This window comes from Rhodococcus sp. 27YEA6, assembly GCF_044908235.1.
Taxonomy (GTDB): domain Bacteria; phylum Actinomycetota; class Actinomycetes; order Mycobacteriales; family Mycobacteriaceae; genus Rhodococcus_F; species Rhodococcus_F qingshengii.
In genome coordinates this window covers 334,263-347,878 of the sequence record NZ_JBIYCY010000004.1, presented here as the reverse complement: position 1 = coordinate 347,878, position 13,616 = coordinate 334,263, and the positions used below count along the sequence as shown (strand labels likewise).

Below are 13,616 nucleotides of genomic sequence, written 5' to 3'. Positions count from 1 at the left end.
ACGGGCGAGGACCCGAGGATGGATAGCGCCCGGCTTTGGTCTACGCTGCGTAGTAATTGGGCCTTCCCTCCGGGCATGCCCTAGTTGAATTTTGTGGCGATCAGGAAGGCGTGAACGTGGCGCAAGGTCGGATCCTTCGGCGAGCGGGGCTGGCAGTATCTCTGGGCATTGCTGCCTTGCTGCTGTCGGGTTGCTCCATCGACAACGAAGTGCTTCGTTTCGGGTGGCCTTCGGGCATCACCCCGGAGGCGACGCGCATGCGTGAGCTGTGGACGTGGTCGGTTGTAGCCGCCCTCGTCATGGGTGTGCTGGTGTGGGGGCTGGTCTTCTGGGCCGTCATCTTCCACCGCAAGAAGAAGGACTCGCCGGAATTCCCGCGTCAGACGGCATACAACGTGCCGCTCGAACTCGGTTACACGGCAGTTCCCTTCGTCATCATCGCGGTTCTCTTCTACTTCACCGTCATCGTTCAGAACCACGTTCTGGACAAGACGGACAATCCTGACGTCGTCGTAGACGTCACGGCCTTCCAGTGGAACTGGAAGTTCGGCTACCGCTCCATCGAGTTCGGTGACGGCTCCGCCAAGTACAACGGAATCGACGTCGAGGCCGAAGAGGCTGCAAAGACCGAGGGTTCCACCGTGAACGAACACGGGGAAGAAGTCCCCGGCCCGATCCACGGCAACAGCACCGAGGACCTGAGCTACCTGCACTACGACAAGATCGAGACCGTCGGCTCCAGCCAGGAGATCCCGATTCTCGTTCTGCCCACCGGCAAGCGGATCCAGTTTGAACTTGCTTCCTCGGACGTCATCCACGCTTTCTGGGTGCCTGAGTTCCTGTTCAAGCGCGACGTTCTCCCGAACCCCAAGGAGAACCACTCGGACAACATCTTCCAGATCAGTGAGATCGAGAAGGAAGGCGCGTTCGTCGGGCGTTGTGCAGAAATGTGTGGCACGTTCCACGCGATGATGAACTTCGAGGTTCGTGCGGTTTCGCCCGAGGACTTCGCCAAGTACATCGAACTGCGCAAGGGTGACGCGGAGGGCAAGGGTGGTCTGACGACCGCTGAGGCTCTGCAGGCAATCGGTCAGTCGCCGGTGGCTACGTCGACCACGCCGTTCAACACCGACCGCGAGTACCGTCAGGCAACCGTCGCCACTGCAGGCAACTGAGCCGGCCAGCCTCTTCACTGAACAAGGACAAGTGCTGATATGAAGATCGAAGCCAAGCTCTTCGAGATCCTGACGATGTTCTTCATTCTCGTCGCGATCATCTACGGAGTGTTCACCGCTCTGTCACGCACAGGTATCGAGTGGGCCGGACTGACGGCCATCGTCCTGTCTGCAGGTCTGACGCTCATCGTGGGTACCTACTTCCGCTTCGTCGCCCGTCGTCTGGACACCCGTCCCGAGGACTACGACGACGCTGAAATCTCGGATGGTGCAGGAGAACTGGGCTTCTTCAGCCCGGGTAGCTTCTGGCCGATCCTGCTTGCCGCTGCTGCTGCACTCGCGGCAGTGTCGCTGGCGTACTTCCAGCCGTGGCTCATCGCAGTCGCAGTTGTCTGTGTGCTCGCCGCAGCCGCAGGCCTGGTGTTCGAGTACTACACCGGACCCGAGAAGCACTAGTTTCACCCGCACTCGAACAGAGGCGCCGCACCCACCCGGGTACGGCGCCTCTGTTGTCGTTTATGTGAGTTTCGGTGGTAGGAGGGTGCCTGTCAACAGCCGCTCTCTGTCAATCGTGGAGCGAGTATTCGAGGTCGTAGCGGTGCAGACCGTCGACGACCTCCAGCTCGAGAGTGCCTGCGATGCCCTTCAACTCGCCGGTTCCGGACCCCGGCACGATCTCGTACAGAAGCTTCTGCGTTCCGTCGATCATCTGACCGAACTGCTGCAGGGCGAACGATCCCACAGCTTCGTCGACCTGCCCCGTGACAAACTCCAAAGCGACATAGCCCGCTGCATCGGCTGTCGGATCGCCCGCGGACAGCATCAGGCCGGACGACGTGCCTTCGACGCCGCCGATGAACGTCTTGTCGAACTCGAAGCGTCCGACGCGTCCGGAGAGCTCAGGATCGGCGGGGCGAAGATCGATCTCGAAGGTGCCGCGTGCATGGGATGTCATGGTCCGAGTATCTCACCAGGCGACAACGCCTCGAGGGGACTCCCGAGAACGTGCAACACTCGGTAGATGATTCTCGAACATGCCGTCCTGCAGGTCGATCCGTCGCAGTCAGCGCGTTTCGAGGCCGCATTCGACGTGGCCCGAACCATCATCTCCGAGGTTCCCGGATTCATCAGGCTGCGGCTCTCGCACTGCCTGGAATCACCGGAGCGATATCTCCTGCTGGTCGAGTGGGAAGACGTGGAGTCACACACCATCGGGTTCCGTAAGTCGCCAGGATACGAGAAGTGGCGAGAACTTCTCCATCACTTCTACGAGCCGTTCCCGACGGTGGAGCACTATTCGACTGTGCTCGAGGTCTAGCAAAGCGTAGTGCCTGCTGTTGTCGGCGCTCGGACAACGAACCGGGGGAGTGGTGCCCACTTGGAGGTTGTCCATACTGAATCGCTCAGAGAACGAGTGAGGCCCCGAACCGGAATCCGGTTCGGGGCCTCACTGGTCAACTGACGTTCTTAGTGGAGTTCTCCACTGGAACCATCGGACTTGCCGTTGGTTCGGTTCTGGTAGTCCAGAAGGATCTGAAGCTGCTCGTGCTCAGCTTCGTGATGAGCGGCTTCGAGAGCCTCGCTCTCCTCGACTGGGTCAGCGGTGATCAGGCTACCGCTACCGGGCTTGCCGGCGAGGCCGAGCTTGTTCATCTTCTTCGGGACAGCAGCACCCTGGTACTCGAGCGGGATCGGGTGTCCGTGCTCGTCGACGGGGCCGAGCGGCTGGTGGATCTCGATGTACTGGCCGTTCGGCATCCGCTTGATGATGCCGGTCTCGATGCCGTGTTCGAGGACTGCACGGTCACTGCGCTGCAGGCCGATGCAGAACCGGTACGTCACGAAGTACGCGATGGGCGGAAGGATGACCATGCCGATACGGCCGATCCACGTCATTGCGTTCAGCGAGATGTGCAGGTGGTACGCGATGATGTCGTTGATGCAGGAGATCGTGAGCACCAGGTAGAACGCGATGGACATCGCACCGATAGCGGTACGGACCGGCACGTCGCGCGGGCGCTGCAGGATGTTGTGGTGAGCGTCGTCTCCGGTGAGACGCTTCTCGATCCACGGGTACGCGATCAACAGTGCGAAGACGAGGCCCATGATCAGGGCGACGGCGAACACTGCAGGGATCGTGTACCGGTTGAACAGGTAGATCTCCCACGCCGGCCACAGTCGAGCAAGGCCGTCCGTCCACATCATGTAGATATCGGGCTGGGAACCTGCCGAGACCTGTGACGGGTTGTACGGACCGATGTTCCACACGGGGTTGATCTGGAACAGACCACCGAGCAGTGCGAGCACGCCGAAGGTCATGGCGAAGAACGCGCCACCCTTCATCGCGAAGACCGGGAGGATGCGCACGCCGACGACGTTCTGTTCCGTACGGCCGGGGCCGGGGAACTGCGTGTGCTTCTGGTACCAGACCAACGCGAGGTGGCCGGCGATCAGAGCCAGGATGATGCCCGGGAACAGCAGCACGTGAGCGACGTAGAGACGCGGGATGATGAGGTCGCCGGGGAAGTCGCCGTCGAAGATCAGCCAGTGCATCCAGGTACCGACGATCGGGATACTCATCGTGATACCACCGAAGGCGGCGCGGAGGCCGGTGCCCGAGAGCAGGTCGTCGGGGATGGTGTAACCGAAGAAGCCTTCGAACATCGCCAGGATGAGCAGCAGGCAGCCGATGACCCAGTTCGCTTCACGTGGGCGACGGAAGGCGCCGGTGAAGAAGATGCGAGCGAGGTGAACGATGATCGACGCCGCGAACATCAGTGCAGCCCAGTGGTGAATCTGGCGAACGAAGAGACCGCCGCGTACCTCGAAGGAGATGTTCAGGGTCGTCTCGTAGGCGCGAGACATCGTGACACCGCGAAGCGGCTGGTATGCGCCCTGGTAGACGACGTGTGCCATCGACGGATCGAAGAACAGCGTCAGGAACACTCCGGAGATCAGCAGGATCACGAAGCTGTAGAGCGCGATCTCGCCGAGCATGAAGGACCAGTGCGTCGGGAAGACCTTGTTGATCTGCCGGCGCATGCCTGCGGCGAGGTGGTAGCGGGAGTCCATAGCCTCCGCTTGTCCAGCCGCTGCCGCGCTGATCTTGGACGGTTTGGTTGTTGTTGTGGTCACGGTCGACGCTCCCAAAATGCCGGGCCGAGTGCTTCGATGAAGTCACCGTCGGCGACCAGGAAGCCCTCTTCGTTCACTGTAATAGGCAACTGCGGAAGTGCGCGAGCAGCGGGACCGAAGATCGGCTTGCCGTAGGTCAGTGCGTCGAACTGCGACTGGTGGCAGGGGCACAGAATACGGTTGCTCTGCTGTTCGTAGAGCGAGGTGGGGCAACCCAGGTGGGTGCAGATCTTCGAGTAGGCGAAGTAATCGCCGTAGTTGAAGCTTTCCTGGCCCTTACGCTTGGTGACACGCGCGGTGTCTTCCGTGCGGAGGCGGATGAGCATCACCGAGTTACGAATGCCGCGCAGTGCTGCGAGCAGAGCGTGCTCGTCGCCACGGTCGGACTCGCGGAACGGGAAGACCGTTTCCATCGAACCGGCATCGAGATCTTCCGGGCGAACGAGGACGATGTCCTCGGGACGGCCGGTGTCACGACGCAGGTAGATGGTCTCGCCCGGGTAGTTCGGGGTCCAGCCGGACACCCACAGAGGTGAGTCGTCGCCCTTGGCCCACGGGTTCTTGATGAGTCCGCCGAGGGGCATGACCATCATGACGCCGAGTGCGCCGCCGCCGAACATCAAGCTGCGCTTGATGGCCTTGCGGCGGGGGAGGGTGGACGTCTCGAGGGTGTCGCCGAGCTCGGCGACGATCGTGCGACGATCGACCTCGGTGGAACCACCGTCGTGGCGGTCCTGGATCGAGACCTCTTCGGGGATGAACTTCTTCGTGAACTGAACGGCACCGATGCCGACGCCGAGGATCGCCAGACCCATGGTCAAGCCGATCAGCGGGGTGTACAGGCTGTACTTGCCGTAGTTCTCGTCACCGGCGCCTGCGTACTCCCAGGGCCAGAACAGGTAGATCGCGATGAACGCGATCGCCGAAACGCCGGCGAGGCCGAACCAGAAGGCGACGTTGCGCTCGGCGCGCTTTTCCGCCCTGGTGCCCTTTACCGACCAACGATCACGGCGGTAGACGACATCGACGCCATCGAGATTGGTACCCAGCTTGACCAGGTCGTCGCGTGACATCGCGTCGAGCTCTTCATCTGTGTACTTCTTAGGCGTATCGCCGCCATGCTGGCCAGCGTCGCTCATGACCTTGCTCCGATCCACAATGCTGCACCGACGACAGCGATGATTCCGACGGCCCACATGGCGAGACCCTCAGAGGCCGGACCGAGGCCACCGAGCCCGTACCCACCGGGGTCCTTCGACTCGCCCGACGACTTGACGTAGGCGATGATGTCCTTCTTCTCCTCGATCGTCAGCTGACGATCCGAGAACTTCGGCATGTTCTGGGGACCGGTAACCATGGCAGCGTAGATCTGCTGCTCGCTGGCCGGATCCAGGACCGGGGCGTACTTGCCCGAGGACAGTGCGCCACCGCGGCCGGTGAAGTTGTGGCACGACGCGCAGTTGAGCCGGAAGAGCTCACTGCCGCGTCCGACGTCGCCACCGCGCAGCGAGGACTGGGCGATTTCGCCGTTCTCGTCGCGGATGAGCGTCGGGCCGCCGCCGTTGGCCTGGATGAAAGCGCCGAGGGCGTCGGTCTGCGCAGCATCGAACTTGGGGTCCTTGCGTGCAGCCTGGGCCTCGTTGCGAGCTGCCGGCATACGACCAGAGGAGACCTGGAAGTACACGGCTGCTTCGCCGACGCCGATGAGGCTGGGACCGCGGTCCTGCACGCCCTGCAAGTTCGCGCCGTGGCACGTGATGCATGACGTGTCGTACAGCTGCTTGCCTTCACGAATCAGGGCTGCTGAATCGTCACTGGCGGTCGCAACCTGCGGAGCTGGTGTCAACGCCGAAGCGAGGAAACCTGCGCTGATCAATCCCATCATCAATACGAGCGCGCCAGTGACGCGCCGGCGGATTTTCCGCTGGCGACGCGACTTCGCGGCATTCGCTGAGTTATCGGATGCGGGAGGGGGGGATGAACTCATCTGTATCCCTTTGGTATGTCGGGACGGAACTGGACGTCAGGGGCTGCCTGGGGCGTACAGCTGATTAACGGATGAAATAAATCGTGGCAAACAGCGCGATCCACACGATGTCGACAAAGTGCCAGTAGTACGAAACAACGATCGCGGCGGTGGCCTGGGCGGGCGTGAACTTGCTGACCCGGGTACGTGCGATCAAGAAGACGAAGGCGATGAGACCGCCGATGACGTGCAGACCGTGGAAGCCGGTGGTCATGTAGAACACCGAGCCGTACACGCTGCTCGAAATCGTGGTGCCCTCGTGCACGAGGTGGTAGTACTCGTAACCCTGGCCGGCGACGAAGAACGCCCCCATGACCAAGGTGATGGTGTACCAGCGACGAAGTCCGAAGACGTCGCCACGCTCAGCCGCGAAGACACCCATCTGGCAGGTGAACGAAGATGCGATAAGCACCAAGGTCACCGGCACGGCCAGATACAGGTTCAATTCGGTTGGCTCCGGCGGCCAATTTCCGTTCGCCTGAGCTCGTGCCACGAAGTACATGGCAAAGAGCCCTGCGAAGAACATGAGCTCACTTGACAACCACACGATGGTGCCAACGCTGACCATATTCGGCCGGTTCAGCGAGTGCACGCGTTGGGTGATTGCCGATCCTGAAGTCCCTACTGCGCTCGTCACAGACAGAAGTATGACGCTTCGTCGTAAGAGACGACCACTCGGGTCCACCATCGGCGCGTCGCTCGGCTCGAGTTCGCGGGATCGGGCGGCGAACGCGCTGGTGGCGTGGTCGGAATATGCTGGCGCGATGGCAGCTACACACAAGAGTAGACCGTGGTTCCTGAGAATTTTCGGCACGAAGATTCCGACACCGCTCGATGCAGGGCGGTCGGATCTGGTCGTCGTTGCCGAAGGCTTCGACGACGCCGAGGCGAGCTCGACGGCTCTCGAACGTGCCGCCTCCACCGAGCCGGAGTTCAGGGCGGAGTCCGAAGTGGTTCTGCGGCATCATCTCGACCTCCCGGAGGGCTCGGTAGCCGATGCCGAGAGCATCGTCGCCCAGGACGGATATGTGCGAGGCTCGAGTCGGCCCGAGGACGTGACTCCGGTGGTCGAGAATTCGGTTCGCGTCGTCTTCGAGCGTGTCCAGGTGCTTGACGCCCTGCATTGCTCCCAGGAGCGGTCACGAATGGCCGGTCTGGCGCAGCGACTCGGTGGTTCGGTCGCCGGGTGGGACGCGCTCCAGCCCCCGATACTTGTGGAGGCGCCGCCCAAACGCGGTCGCAGAAAGTCCTGAGCGGCCCTATTCGGTTTCCTCGTTACCTCACTGACTAGGCTGCGAGGGTCATCGGCAGCACAAAATGGCAGCGCGAAACGACAGCTCGAAACGACAGCTCGAAATCCAGCCCACTTGAACGACAGGGGACCAAGGCACTATGGCCGGCACCGACGCATCCAACGCCGTGAACGTCGATTCGAGTGCAGTGGTGCGGTCCTGGCCGATGATTCTCGGTTTGCTCACGGACGGCAGTGACTTGTCGGAAGCCGACAGTCGCTGGGCGATGGGCGAGATCATGTCGGACAACGCCACCTCCGCTCAGATCGCTGCTTTCGGGGTCGGTCTGAAGATGAAGGGCGAAACCCCCGCGGAGTTGGAAGGGCTCGCCGCCGCGATGCTCGAACACTCCAGGCGCGTGCCGGTCGATTCCGACGTCGTCGACATCGTCGGCACGGGTGGTGACCGCTCCAACACGGTGAACATCTCGACGATGGCCTCGATCGTGGTTGCCGCGTCCGGTGTGCGAGTTGTCAAGCACGGCAACCGCGCTGCTTCGTCCAAGAGCGGTGGCGCCGACGTGCTCGAGGCGCTCGGCGTTCGCATCAACCTCGGGCCGGAGCAGGTTGCGAGGTGTGTCGAAGAGGTCGGCATCGGCTTTTGTTTCGCGCCGGTCTTCCATCCCGCACTGCGCTTTGCGGCGGTGCCTCGCAAGGAAATCGGCATTCCGACGGCATTCAACGTGCTCGGTCCACTGACCAATCCGGCTCGTCCGCGTGCCGGGCTGATCGGGTGCGCATTTCCGAAACTGATCTCGGTCGTCGCGGGAGTCCTTGCGCAGCGCGGCAATTCGGCGTTGGTGGTACGGGGAGACGACGGACTGGACGAACTGACCACATCGACGACGTCGACGGTTCACATCGTCGGGGGTGGAAGTGTGCGAACTGTCACGCTGGATCCGCGTGACCTCGGAATCGACCGCGTTCCTCTCGAAGAGTTGCGTGGAGGCGACGCCGAAATCAACGCCACCGTCGCCAGAACGCTACTTTCCGGGCAGAAGGGGCCGGTCCGGGACGCGGTCCTGCTGAACGCGGGAGCAGCCATCGCGGCATTCAACGGTGTCGGCGACGATCTCGAGAGTGCGATCTCTGCCGGGATGACTGCAGCCGCTGCCGCGATCGACAGCGGCGCGGGCGCTGAACTGCTTCACAAGTGGGCGGCGCTCACCGCCGAGCTGGCCGACCAAGCCTGATCGAGGGGCTATTCACCCAGCGAGAAACCGGCCTCGACGTCTGCGCTGGAGAATGACTGGAACGCAATGTGTGTGGCGGTTCGGAGAACGCCGGGCACCTTGTTGATTCCTCCGGTGACCACATCGGCGATCTGGGCGTGGTCACGCACTTTCACGATGGCGATCAAATCGACGTCACCTGCGCACGAGTAGACCTCGGTCACTCCGGACAGGTCGGCGACGGCCTGCGCGGTTTCCGGGATCCGAGCGGACTCGGCGTGAATCATGACGATGGCGTTGATCATTTCTCTCCTCGATTTCCCTGCGGGTTGTGATGACCCGGTGGTTTCGATCGAGCTTAGGGGTGCCGCCCCGCCGTTACGTCATCGATGTTCGGATTCGGTTCCGGCTCGGGCGAGTCGGCACCAGGCTTCCCACTTGCCGGCGCCGCTCACAGGTTCGACGTATCCGGACGTCGCCGACACGATTCGGACACCGTCCGACGAGAGCCACCTTGCGATCAGTCCCAGTTCTTCGGGTGACGCGCCGCGGAACGGGGCGTCGTCCGGTAGGACGGTTTCGGCCGCCGCGGTGATGGCGTCGACGACGGGCATCGGGTGAGTCCCACGTCTGGCGAGCCCGGCGGACGCGAGACGCCCGGACCGGATCACCGACAGCTCCCAGCCGCCGTCTCCGGTGGGGCGGGCGAGAACGAGTTGTTCGATCGCCGCGACTGCAGCGAGTCGCTGAGTGCGCCGCACTGCGGTGGCGACTGCGACCGTTCGGTCACGCAGACGAGCAGCATTCTCGAACAACGCGTGTGCGGACAGCTCGTCGATCCGGGCCTGCATCTGTTGGAGGGGAGCGTCGTTGGTTCCTCGGAAGAATCCACGCACGGCCTCAGGGGCGGCCGCGTAGTCCTCTGCGTTGATTTCCGGGGTCCAGGAGGCTGGACACGCCCCCAGTTCGCGAGCGGGGCAGTCAGGGCCGTGAACGGCGCCGCGTCCGAGACGCTTGGTACACGTGCGCAGACGACTGAACTCTGCGACGGTGTCGGCGACGTCGACTGCGTCGGCGCGAGAGGTGAACGGGCCGATCGAATCGGCCGTGGGCGTGCGAACCACGGACAGTCTCGGAAACGCCTCGTCGGTGAGGGTGATCCACCAACCTCGCTTGGGAAACTTGGAGCGACGGTTGTACGGCGGCGCATGCGCGCTCAGCAGTCGTAGTTCACGCACCCCGGCCTCGAGAGCGTGCGCGCACTCGACATGGTCCACGCGGGTGGCCAGCGCGACCATTTCCTTCATCCGGCCGCGGGTCTCCGAACCGGTGAAGTAGTTGCGGACGCGGCGTCGAAGGTCGGTAGCAGTTCCTATGTAGAGGGCTTCGTCGGAAGGACCGCGGAAAAGGTAGACACCGGGGCTTCGCGGCAGGTTTGCGGCGAAGGACCGTTTGGCCCGTTGATGCGAGGAAATGTTGGGCAGGTAGTCGACTAGTTCGCTGTAACTGTGGACACCCTGGTTTCCGACCCTGTCGATCAGTCCGTGGAGGACGTCGACGGTCGCACGCGCGTCGTCGAGAGCCCGGTGCGTCGGCTGGGTGGTCACTTGGAAGAGATGGGCGAGTGCGGAGAGCTTCACCGAAGGTGCTTCGTCGCGTGTGAGTACGCGCCGGGCGAGTTTGACGGTGCACAGGACACGGAACGCAGGCCACGGGCGCGCGCTGCGTGACGCCGCTGCTTTGAGGAAGCCGATGTCGAACGGCGCGTTGTGTGCCACCAGCACTGCGCCCTCGGCGAACTCGAGAAAAGCAGGCAGGACACGTTCGATGGGAGGTGCACCGATCAGCATGGCTGTGGTGATTCCGGTCAGTTCGACTATGTACGGCGGAATCGACCGGCCGGGGTCGACGAGTGTTGCCATTTCGCCCAGTACCTCGCCGCCGCGGATCTTGACGGCGCCGATCTCGGTGATGGAGTCCTGGTCGGCGCTGCCCCCTGTGGTCTCGAGGTCGACGACGACAAATGTTGTCTCGCTCAGCGGTGAGTCCAGTTCGTCGAAGCTCAGTTGCCGCCCGACGTCGAACTTCTCCCCGTCGGAGAACGGGGGCGGAGACGGAAATTCTCGGGCCGAGGCGGGACTCACACCGCAGACAGTAGAAGTACCCCCCGACACGAATTCGAGAGTGCAGACACGGAATCCGACCCGCACGGACTTCCATTGCGAAATCGGTGGATGAACGCCCGACAAAAGTAGGAGAGACGAGGATCACACTTGCGGTGGGAACTCGCGAATGTGGACGCGCGCCTACTTGTGAGTAGGGCGAGTCGAGGGGTCTTCGGTGCGTCTGTCGACGGCTGAAACCGCGTCCGTGATCGGAACAGGTTCTAGTTTCAAGTAATCATCGTTGAACTGCATGGAAGATCGGATTGTCGGGTTTGGTGAGCCTTGGCAGTGGGTAGCGGGCGCGGGTTTGACGTCCAGGAGTGGGTCGCCGAACCGACCTGTTGTTATCTCCCCGTGACCCGCCGGGCGTATCGCGGGCGCGGCACCACGATTTCCGGCGAATCGGGCGCGATTGTCACGAAGCGGTCGACATCGTCGCGATCATTTCGTAACCTTCCTGAGACCTAACGAAGTCTTGCCGGACCAAACAGGACCGGCATCGTCAGGAACCGCCTAATCGGGATCTCCGCGAGGAACCCGAACCGGGAACCCAAGTTTCCACTGGGGTGAATCCCGCCTGGGGTGCAGCACGCAGGATCGCTGCAGACCACGCGGGTAGGGCTGATCTTCCCAGCCCGAACCCGTCAGCTAACTCGGTCGGCGGATGAATGGAAGAAATGGAGCACCCCTTAAGTGGCGTCACAGAGTTTCAAGCGTTCAGCGCAGTTGGCAGTAGCCGGCGCGCTCGCAGTCGGAGCATTCGCTGCAACCGCTGCACCTGCCTCGGCAGACCCCATCACCATCCCCGGCGTCGGCACGTTCGAGGTTCCGGGTGTTTCTATTCCTCAGTTGCCGGTCATTCCGGGCATCACCGACATCGCACCGGCTGCACCGGCCGCTCCCATCTCCAGTGTTGGTGAGCAGGCAGTTCGCGCCGCAGAGAGCAAGCTGGGCTCCCCGTACGTGTACGGCGCAGCCGGCCCGGACGCATTCGACTGCTCCGGTCTCGTTCAGTGGGCATACAAGCAGGCCGGTCTCAACCTGCCTCGCACGAGCTACGACCAGGCTGCAGCCGGCGTTGCCGTCGCACAGTCCGATCTTCAGGTCGGCGACGTGATCTCCTTCTACGGCGGATCGCATTCGGGCATCTACGCCGGTAACGGCAATGTCATCCACGCGTCGACCGCTGGTCAGCCCGTGAAGCTCGCTCCGGTGTCCTCGATGCCGTACGACGGCGCTCGCCGTTACTGATTTCTGAACACGCTCGACGGCTGTCTCCGGTAGGCAGTCGGAACGATCCGCCGCTGTGATGCGGCGGAGCTCGGGGGAGCTCCGGATCTTCGAATGTGGGCCTCGAATCTTCGATTCGGGGCCCACATTTTCGTTTCGCGACAATTCGCCCGGTACTTCACCCCGACACGCCTACCGGCGAGTAGACACAAACGTATGCCGTTCCGTAACCTTATCGAGACATTGCGCGGCCGAGACAGGTACTGTGGATAGTTGACAGCCAGCTAACAGATCGTCGACCGGTCCCGGTCGGCGTCGCTTCACCGAGACGGAGAGTTGCATTCCGTGGTTTCATCGAAAAACAACAGTCGAGTACGGGCCGCATTGACAGTGGGAGTGCTGGCGTTCGGACTCGTTGCAGGGCCTTCGATGCAGGCCGGTGCCGACCCCGTCATCACCAACCCCACCGAGGCGCTCGACAAGCTCGGTGAACTCTCCCGGGTTTCCGAGCAGACCAACGAAGCGCTGCACAACGCGCAGATCGACCTCGACGCGAAGCTGGCAGTCGCGAATGATGCGGACGTGCGATCGGCAGCCGATCAGGGTCTTCTCGACGCGGCTTCGGCGCGCGTCGCCGAGTTCGCGCCGGCGGTAAACCGTATTGCCACAGCGAATTACCAGGGTGCGCGAACCAATCGCCTCTTTGCGTTGATGGTGAGCGACTCGCCGCAGCAGTTGCTCGACCAGATGTCTGCGCTCGACGTGATTTCCAACGACGCGGCAGTACAGGTCTCTCAGTTCAACCAAGCCACTGCCGATGCGCGTGCCGCCTCGGAAGCATCGAAGCGATCGGCCGAAGAAGCGCGAACCGCCGCCGATCAAGCCCGCGCACTCAGTGACGATTTGCAGCGCAAGCAGAGTGAACTGCAGACGCAGATCGCCGACGTGACCAAAGCCTTCCAGAATCTCACCGACGACGAACGTAACCAACTGAGCGGTACGCCTTTCCCGCCGGATGTCGATCTCAGCAAAATTCTGGCTAACTTGACCCCTGGCTCGGGTGCTGCTGCTCTGCAGGCAGGCCTCACGCGGATCGGTGACCCGTACGTCTGGGGTGCGACCGGCCCGAACGAGTTCGACTGCTCAGGTCTGGTGGTGTGGGCCTACAAGCAGATCGGAAAGACTCTGCCGCGATCGAGCCAAGCGCAGGCGCAGGGCGGTGTACCGGTGTCGAGGGACCAACTACAGCCCGGCGACGTCGTGACGTTCTACAGCGACAACTCGCATGTCGGCATCTACGCCGGCGACGGAAACATTCTGCATGCGTCGACGTTCGGCGTACCGGTGAAGGTCCAGTCGATGGCAGGCATGGAGTTCTCCACTGCGCGTCGTTACTGACGGCTTGCTGCGCCTGAGTGGCGT

14 protein-coding genes and 1 riboswitch are annotated in these 13,616 nt (G+C 62.6%); of the genes, 7 read left to right on the top strand and 7 right to left on the bottom strand.

From position 1 onward, the window contains the following. Window positions 1–110: 110 nt before the first annotated feature. On the top strand, window positions 111–1,175 hold the full coding sequence (locus tag ABH939_RS14205; protein WP_030537048.1) for a cytochrome c oxidase subunit II: 1,065 nt from the start codon (window positions 111–113) through the stop codon (window positions 1,173–1,175). A gap of 39 nt (window positions 1,176–1,214) precedes the next feature. Beyond that, window positions 1,215–1,631 carry a cytochrome c oxidase subunit 4 gene (locus ABH939_RS14200; RefSeq protein WP_003941723.1) on the top strand — a complete coding sequence of 139 codons (417 nt, stop codon included), beginning with the start codon at window positions 1,215–1,217 and terminating at the stop codon, window positions 1,629–1,631. Between the two features lie 109 nt (window positions 1,632–1,740). Here ABH939_RS14200 and ABH939_RS14195 read toward each other — a convergent pair whose 3' ends face one another. Next, window positions 1,741–2,130, bottom strand: a complete 390-nt coding sequence (locus ABH939_RS14195) for a DUF3224 domain-containing protein (RefSeq protein ID WP_404649730.1) — start codon at window positions 2,128–2,130, stop codon at window positions 1,741–1,743. Window positions 2,131–2,196: 66 nt separating this feature from the next. Between ABH939_RS14195 and ABH939_RS14190 the strand changes: the two genes are divergently transcribed. Continuing rightward, a complete protein-coding gene (locus ABH939_RS14190; protein WP_019748908.1) occupies window positions 2,197–2,493 on the top strand; it encodes an antibiotic biosynthesis monooxygenase in 297 nt (98 codons plus the stop codon). Between the two features lie 149 nt (window positions 2,494–2,642). Here the strand turns inward: ABH939_RS14190 and ABH939_RS14185 are convergent, their stop codons facing one another. The 4 genes from ABH939_RS14185 to ABH939_RS14170 form a co-directional block, all read right to left on the bottom strand. Beyond that, the gene (locus ABH939_RS14185; RefSeq protein ID WP_007730057.1) at window positions 2,643–4,247 is read right to left on the bottom strand and encodes a cytochrome bc complex cytochrome b subunit; all 1,605 of its coding nucleotides are present in this window, start codon (window positions 4,245–4,247) and stop codon (window positions 2,643–2,645) included. Window positions 4,248–4,306: 59 nt separating this feature from the next. Then, window positions 4,307–5,449 carry a ubiquinol-cytochrome c reductase iron-sulfur subunit gene (locus ABH939_RS14180; protein ID WP_007730058.1) on the bottom strand — a complete coding sequence of 381 codons (1,143 nt, stop codon included), beginning with the start codon at window positions 5,447–5,449 and terminating at the stop codon, window positions 4,307–4,309. Continuing rightward, window positions 5,446–6,297, bottom strand: coding sequence for a cytochrome c (locus ABH939_RS14175; RefSeq protein WP_003941682.1), 852 nt, complete (start codon window positions 6,295–6,297; stop codon window positions 5,446–5,448). Before ABH939_RS14175 ends, ABH939_RS14180 begins: the two co-directional genes overlap by 4 nt. Before the next feature lie 64 nt (window positions 6,298–6,361). Continuing rightward, window positions 6,362–6,973 carry a heme-copper oxidase subunit III gene (locus ABH939_RS14170; protein ID WP_007730060.1) on the bottom strand — a complete coding sequence of 204 codons (612 nt, stop codon included), beginning with the start codon at window positions 6,971–6,973 and terminating at the stop codon, window positions 6,362–6,364. A 127-nt stretch (window positions 6,974–7,100) separates the two neighbouring features. Between ABH939_RS14170 and ABH939_RS14165 the strand changes: the two genes are divergently transcribed. Then, on the top strand, window positions 7,101–7,589 hold the full coding sequence (locus ABH939_RS14165) for a hypothetical protein (protein WP_042453564.1): 489 nt from the start codon (window positions 7,101–7,103) through the stop codon (window positions 7,587–7,589). Window positions 7,590–7,728: 139 nt separating this feature from the next. Further along, a complete protein-coding gene (gene trpD / locus ABH939_RS14160; protein ID WP_003941751.1) occupies window positions 7,729–8,820 on the top strand; it encodes an anthranilate phosphoribosyltransferase in 1,092 nt (363 codons plus the stop codon). A gap of 8 nt (window positions 8,821–8,828) precedes the next feature. On the opposite strand, the gene ABH939_RS14155 is transcribed toward trpD, so the two are convergent. Then, a complete protein-coding gene (locus ABH939_RS14155; RefSeq protein ID WP_003941677.1) occupies window positions 8,829–9,104 on the bottom strand; it encodes an Lrp/AsnC family transcriptional regulator in 276 nt (91 codons plus the stop codon). 78 nt (window positions 9,105–9,182) lie between these two features. Continuing rightward, window positions 9,183–10,943, bottom strand: a complete 1,761-nt coding sequence (locus ABH939_RS14150; RefSeq protein WP_404649729.1) for a DEDD exonuclease domain-containing protein — start codon at window positions 10,941–10,943, stop codon at window positions 9,183–9,185. A gap of 521 nt (window positions 10,944–11,464) precedes the next feature. Further along, a riboswitch (cyclic di-AMP (ydaO/yuaA leader) is annotated at window positions 11,465–11,643 on the top strand. A gap of 14 nt (window positions 11,644–11,657) precedes the next feature. Here ABH939_RS14150 and ABH939_RS14145 point away from each other — a divergent pair. Continuing rightward, window positions 11,658–12,215: a C40 family peptidase gene (locus ABH939_RS14145; RefSeq protein WP_003941754.1), complete on the top strand. Its 558-nt coding sequence runs from the start codon at window positions 11,658–11,660 to the stop codon at window positions 12,213–12,215. Window positions 12,216–12,539: 324 nt separating this feature from the next. Beyond that, window positions 12,540–13,592, top strand: a complete 1,053-nt coding sequence (locus ABH939_RS14140) for a C40 family peptidase (protein WP_003941704.1) — start codon at window positions 12,540–12,542, stop codon at window positions 13,590–13,592. Window positions 13,593–13,616 lie beyond the last annotated feature (24 nt).

Excerpts from the sequence above, each read along its gene's own strand:
- ABH939_RS14200 (WP_003941723.1), top strand. The coding sequence starts at position 1,215 with ATGAAGATCGAAGCCAAGCTCTTCGAGATCCTGACGATGTTCTTCATT.
- ABH939_RS14195 (WP_404649730.1), bottom strand. The coding sequence starts at position 2,130 with ATGACATCCCATGCACGCGGCACCTTCGAGATCGATCTTCGCCCCGCC.
- ABH939_RS14190 (WP_019748908.1), top strand. The coding sequence starts at position 2,197 with ATGATTCTCGAACATGCCGTCCTGCAGGTCGATCCGTCGCAGTCAGCG.
- ABH939_RS14185 (WP_007730057.1), bottom strand. The coding sequence starts at position 4,247 with ATGGACTCCCGCTACCACCTCGCCGCAGGCATGCGCCGGCAGATCAAC.
- ABH939_RS14180 (WP_007730058.1), bottom strand. The coding sequence starts at position 5,449 with ATGAGCGACGCTGGCCAGCATGGCGGCGATACGCCTAAGAAGTACACA.
- ABH939_RS14175 (WP_003941682.1), bottom strand. The coding sequence starts at position 6,297 with ATGAGTTCATCCCCCCCTCCCGCATCCGATAACTCAGCGAATGCCGCG.
- ABH939_RS14165 (WP_042453564.1), top strand. The coding sequence starts at position 7,101 with ATGGCAGCTACACACAAGAGTAGACCGTGGTTCCTGAGAATTTTCGGC.
- trpD (WP_003941751.1), top strand. The coding sequence starts at position 7,729 with ATGGCCGGCACCGACGCATCCAACGCCGTGAACGTCGATTCGAGTGCA.
- ABH939_RS14155 (WP_003941677.1), bottom strand. The coding sequence starts at position 9,104 with ATGATCAACGCCATCGTCATGATTCACGCCGAGTCCGCTCGGATCCCG.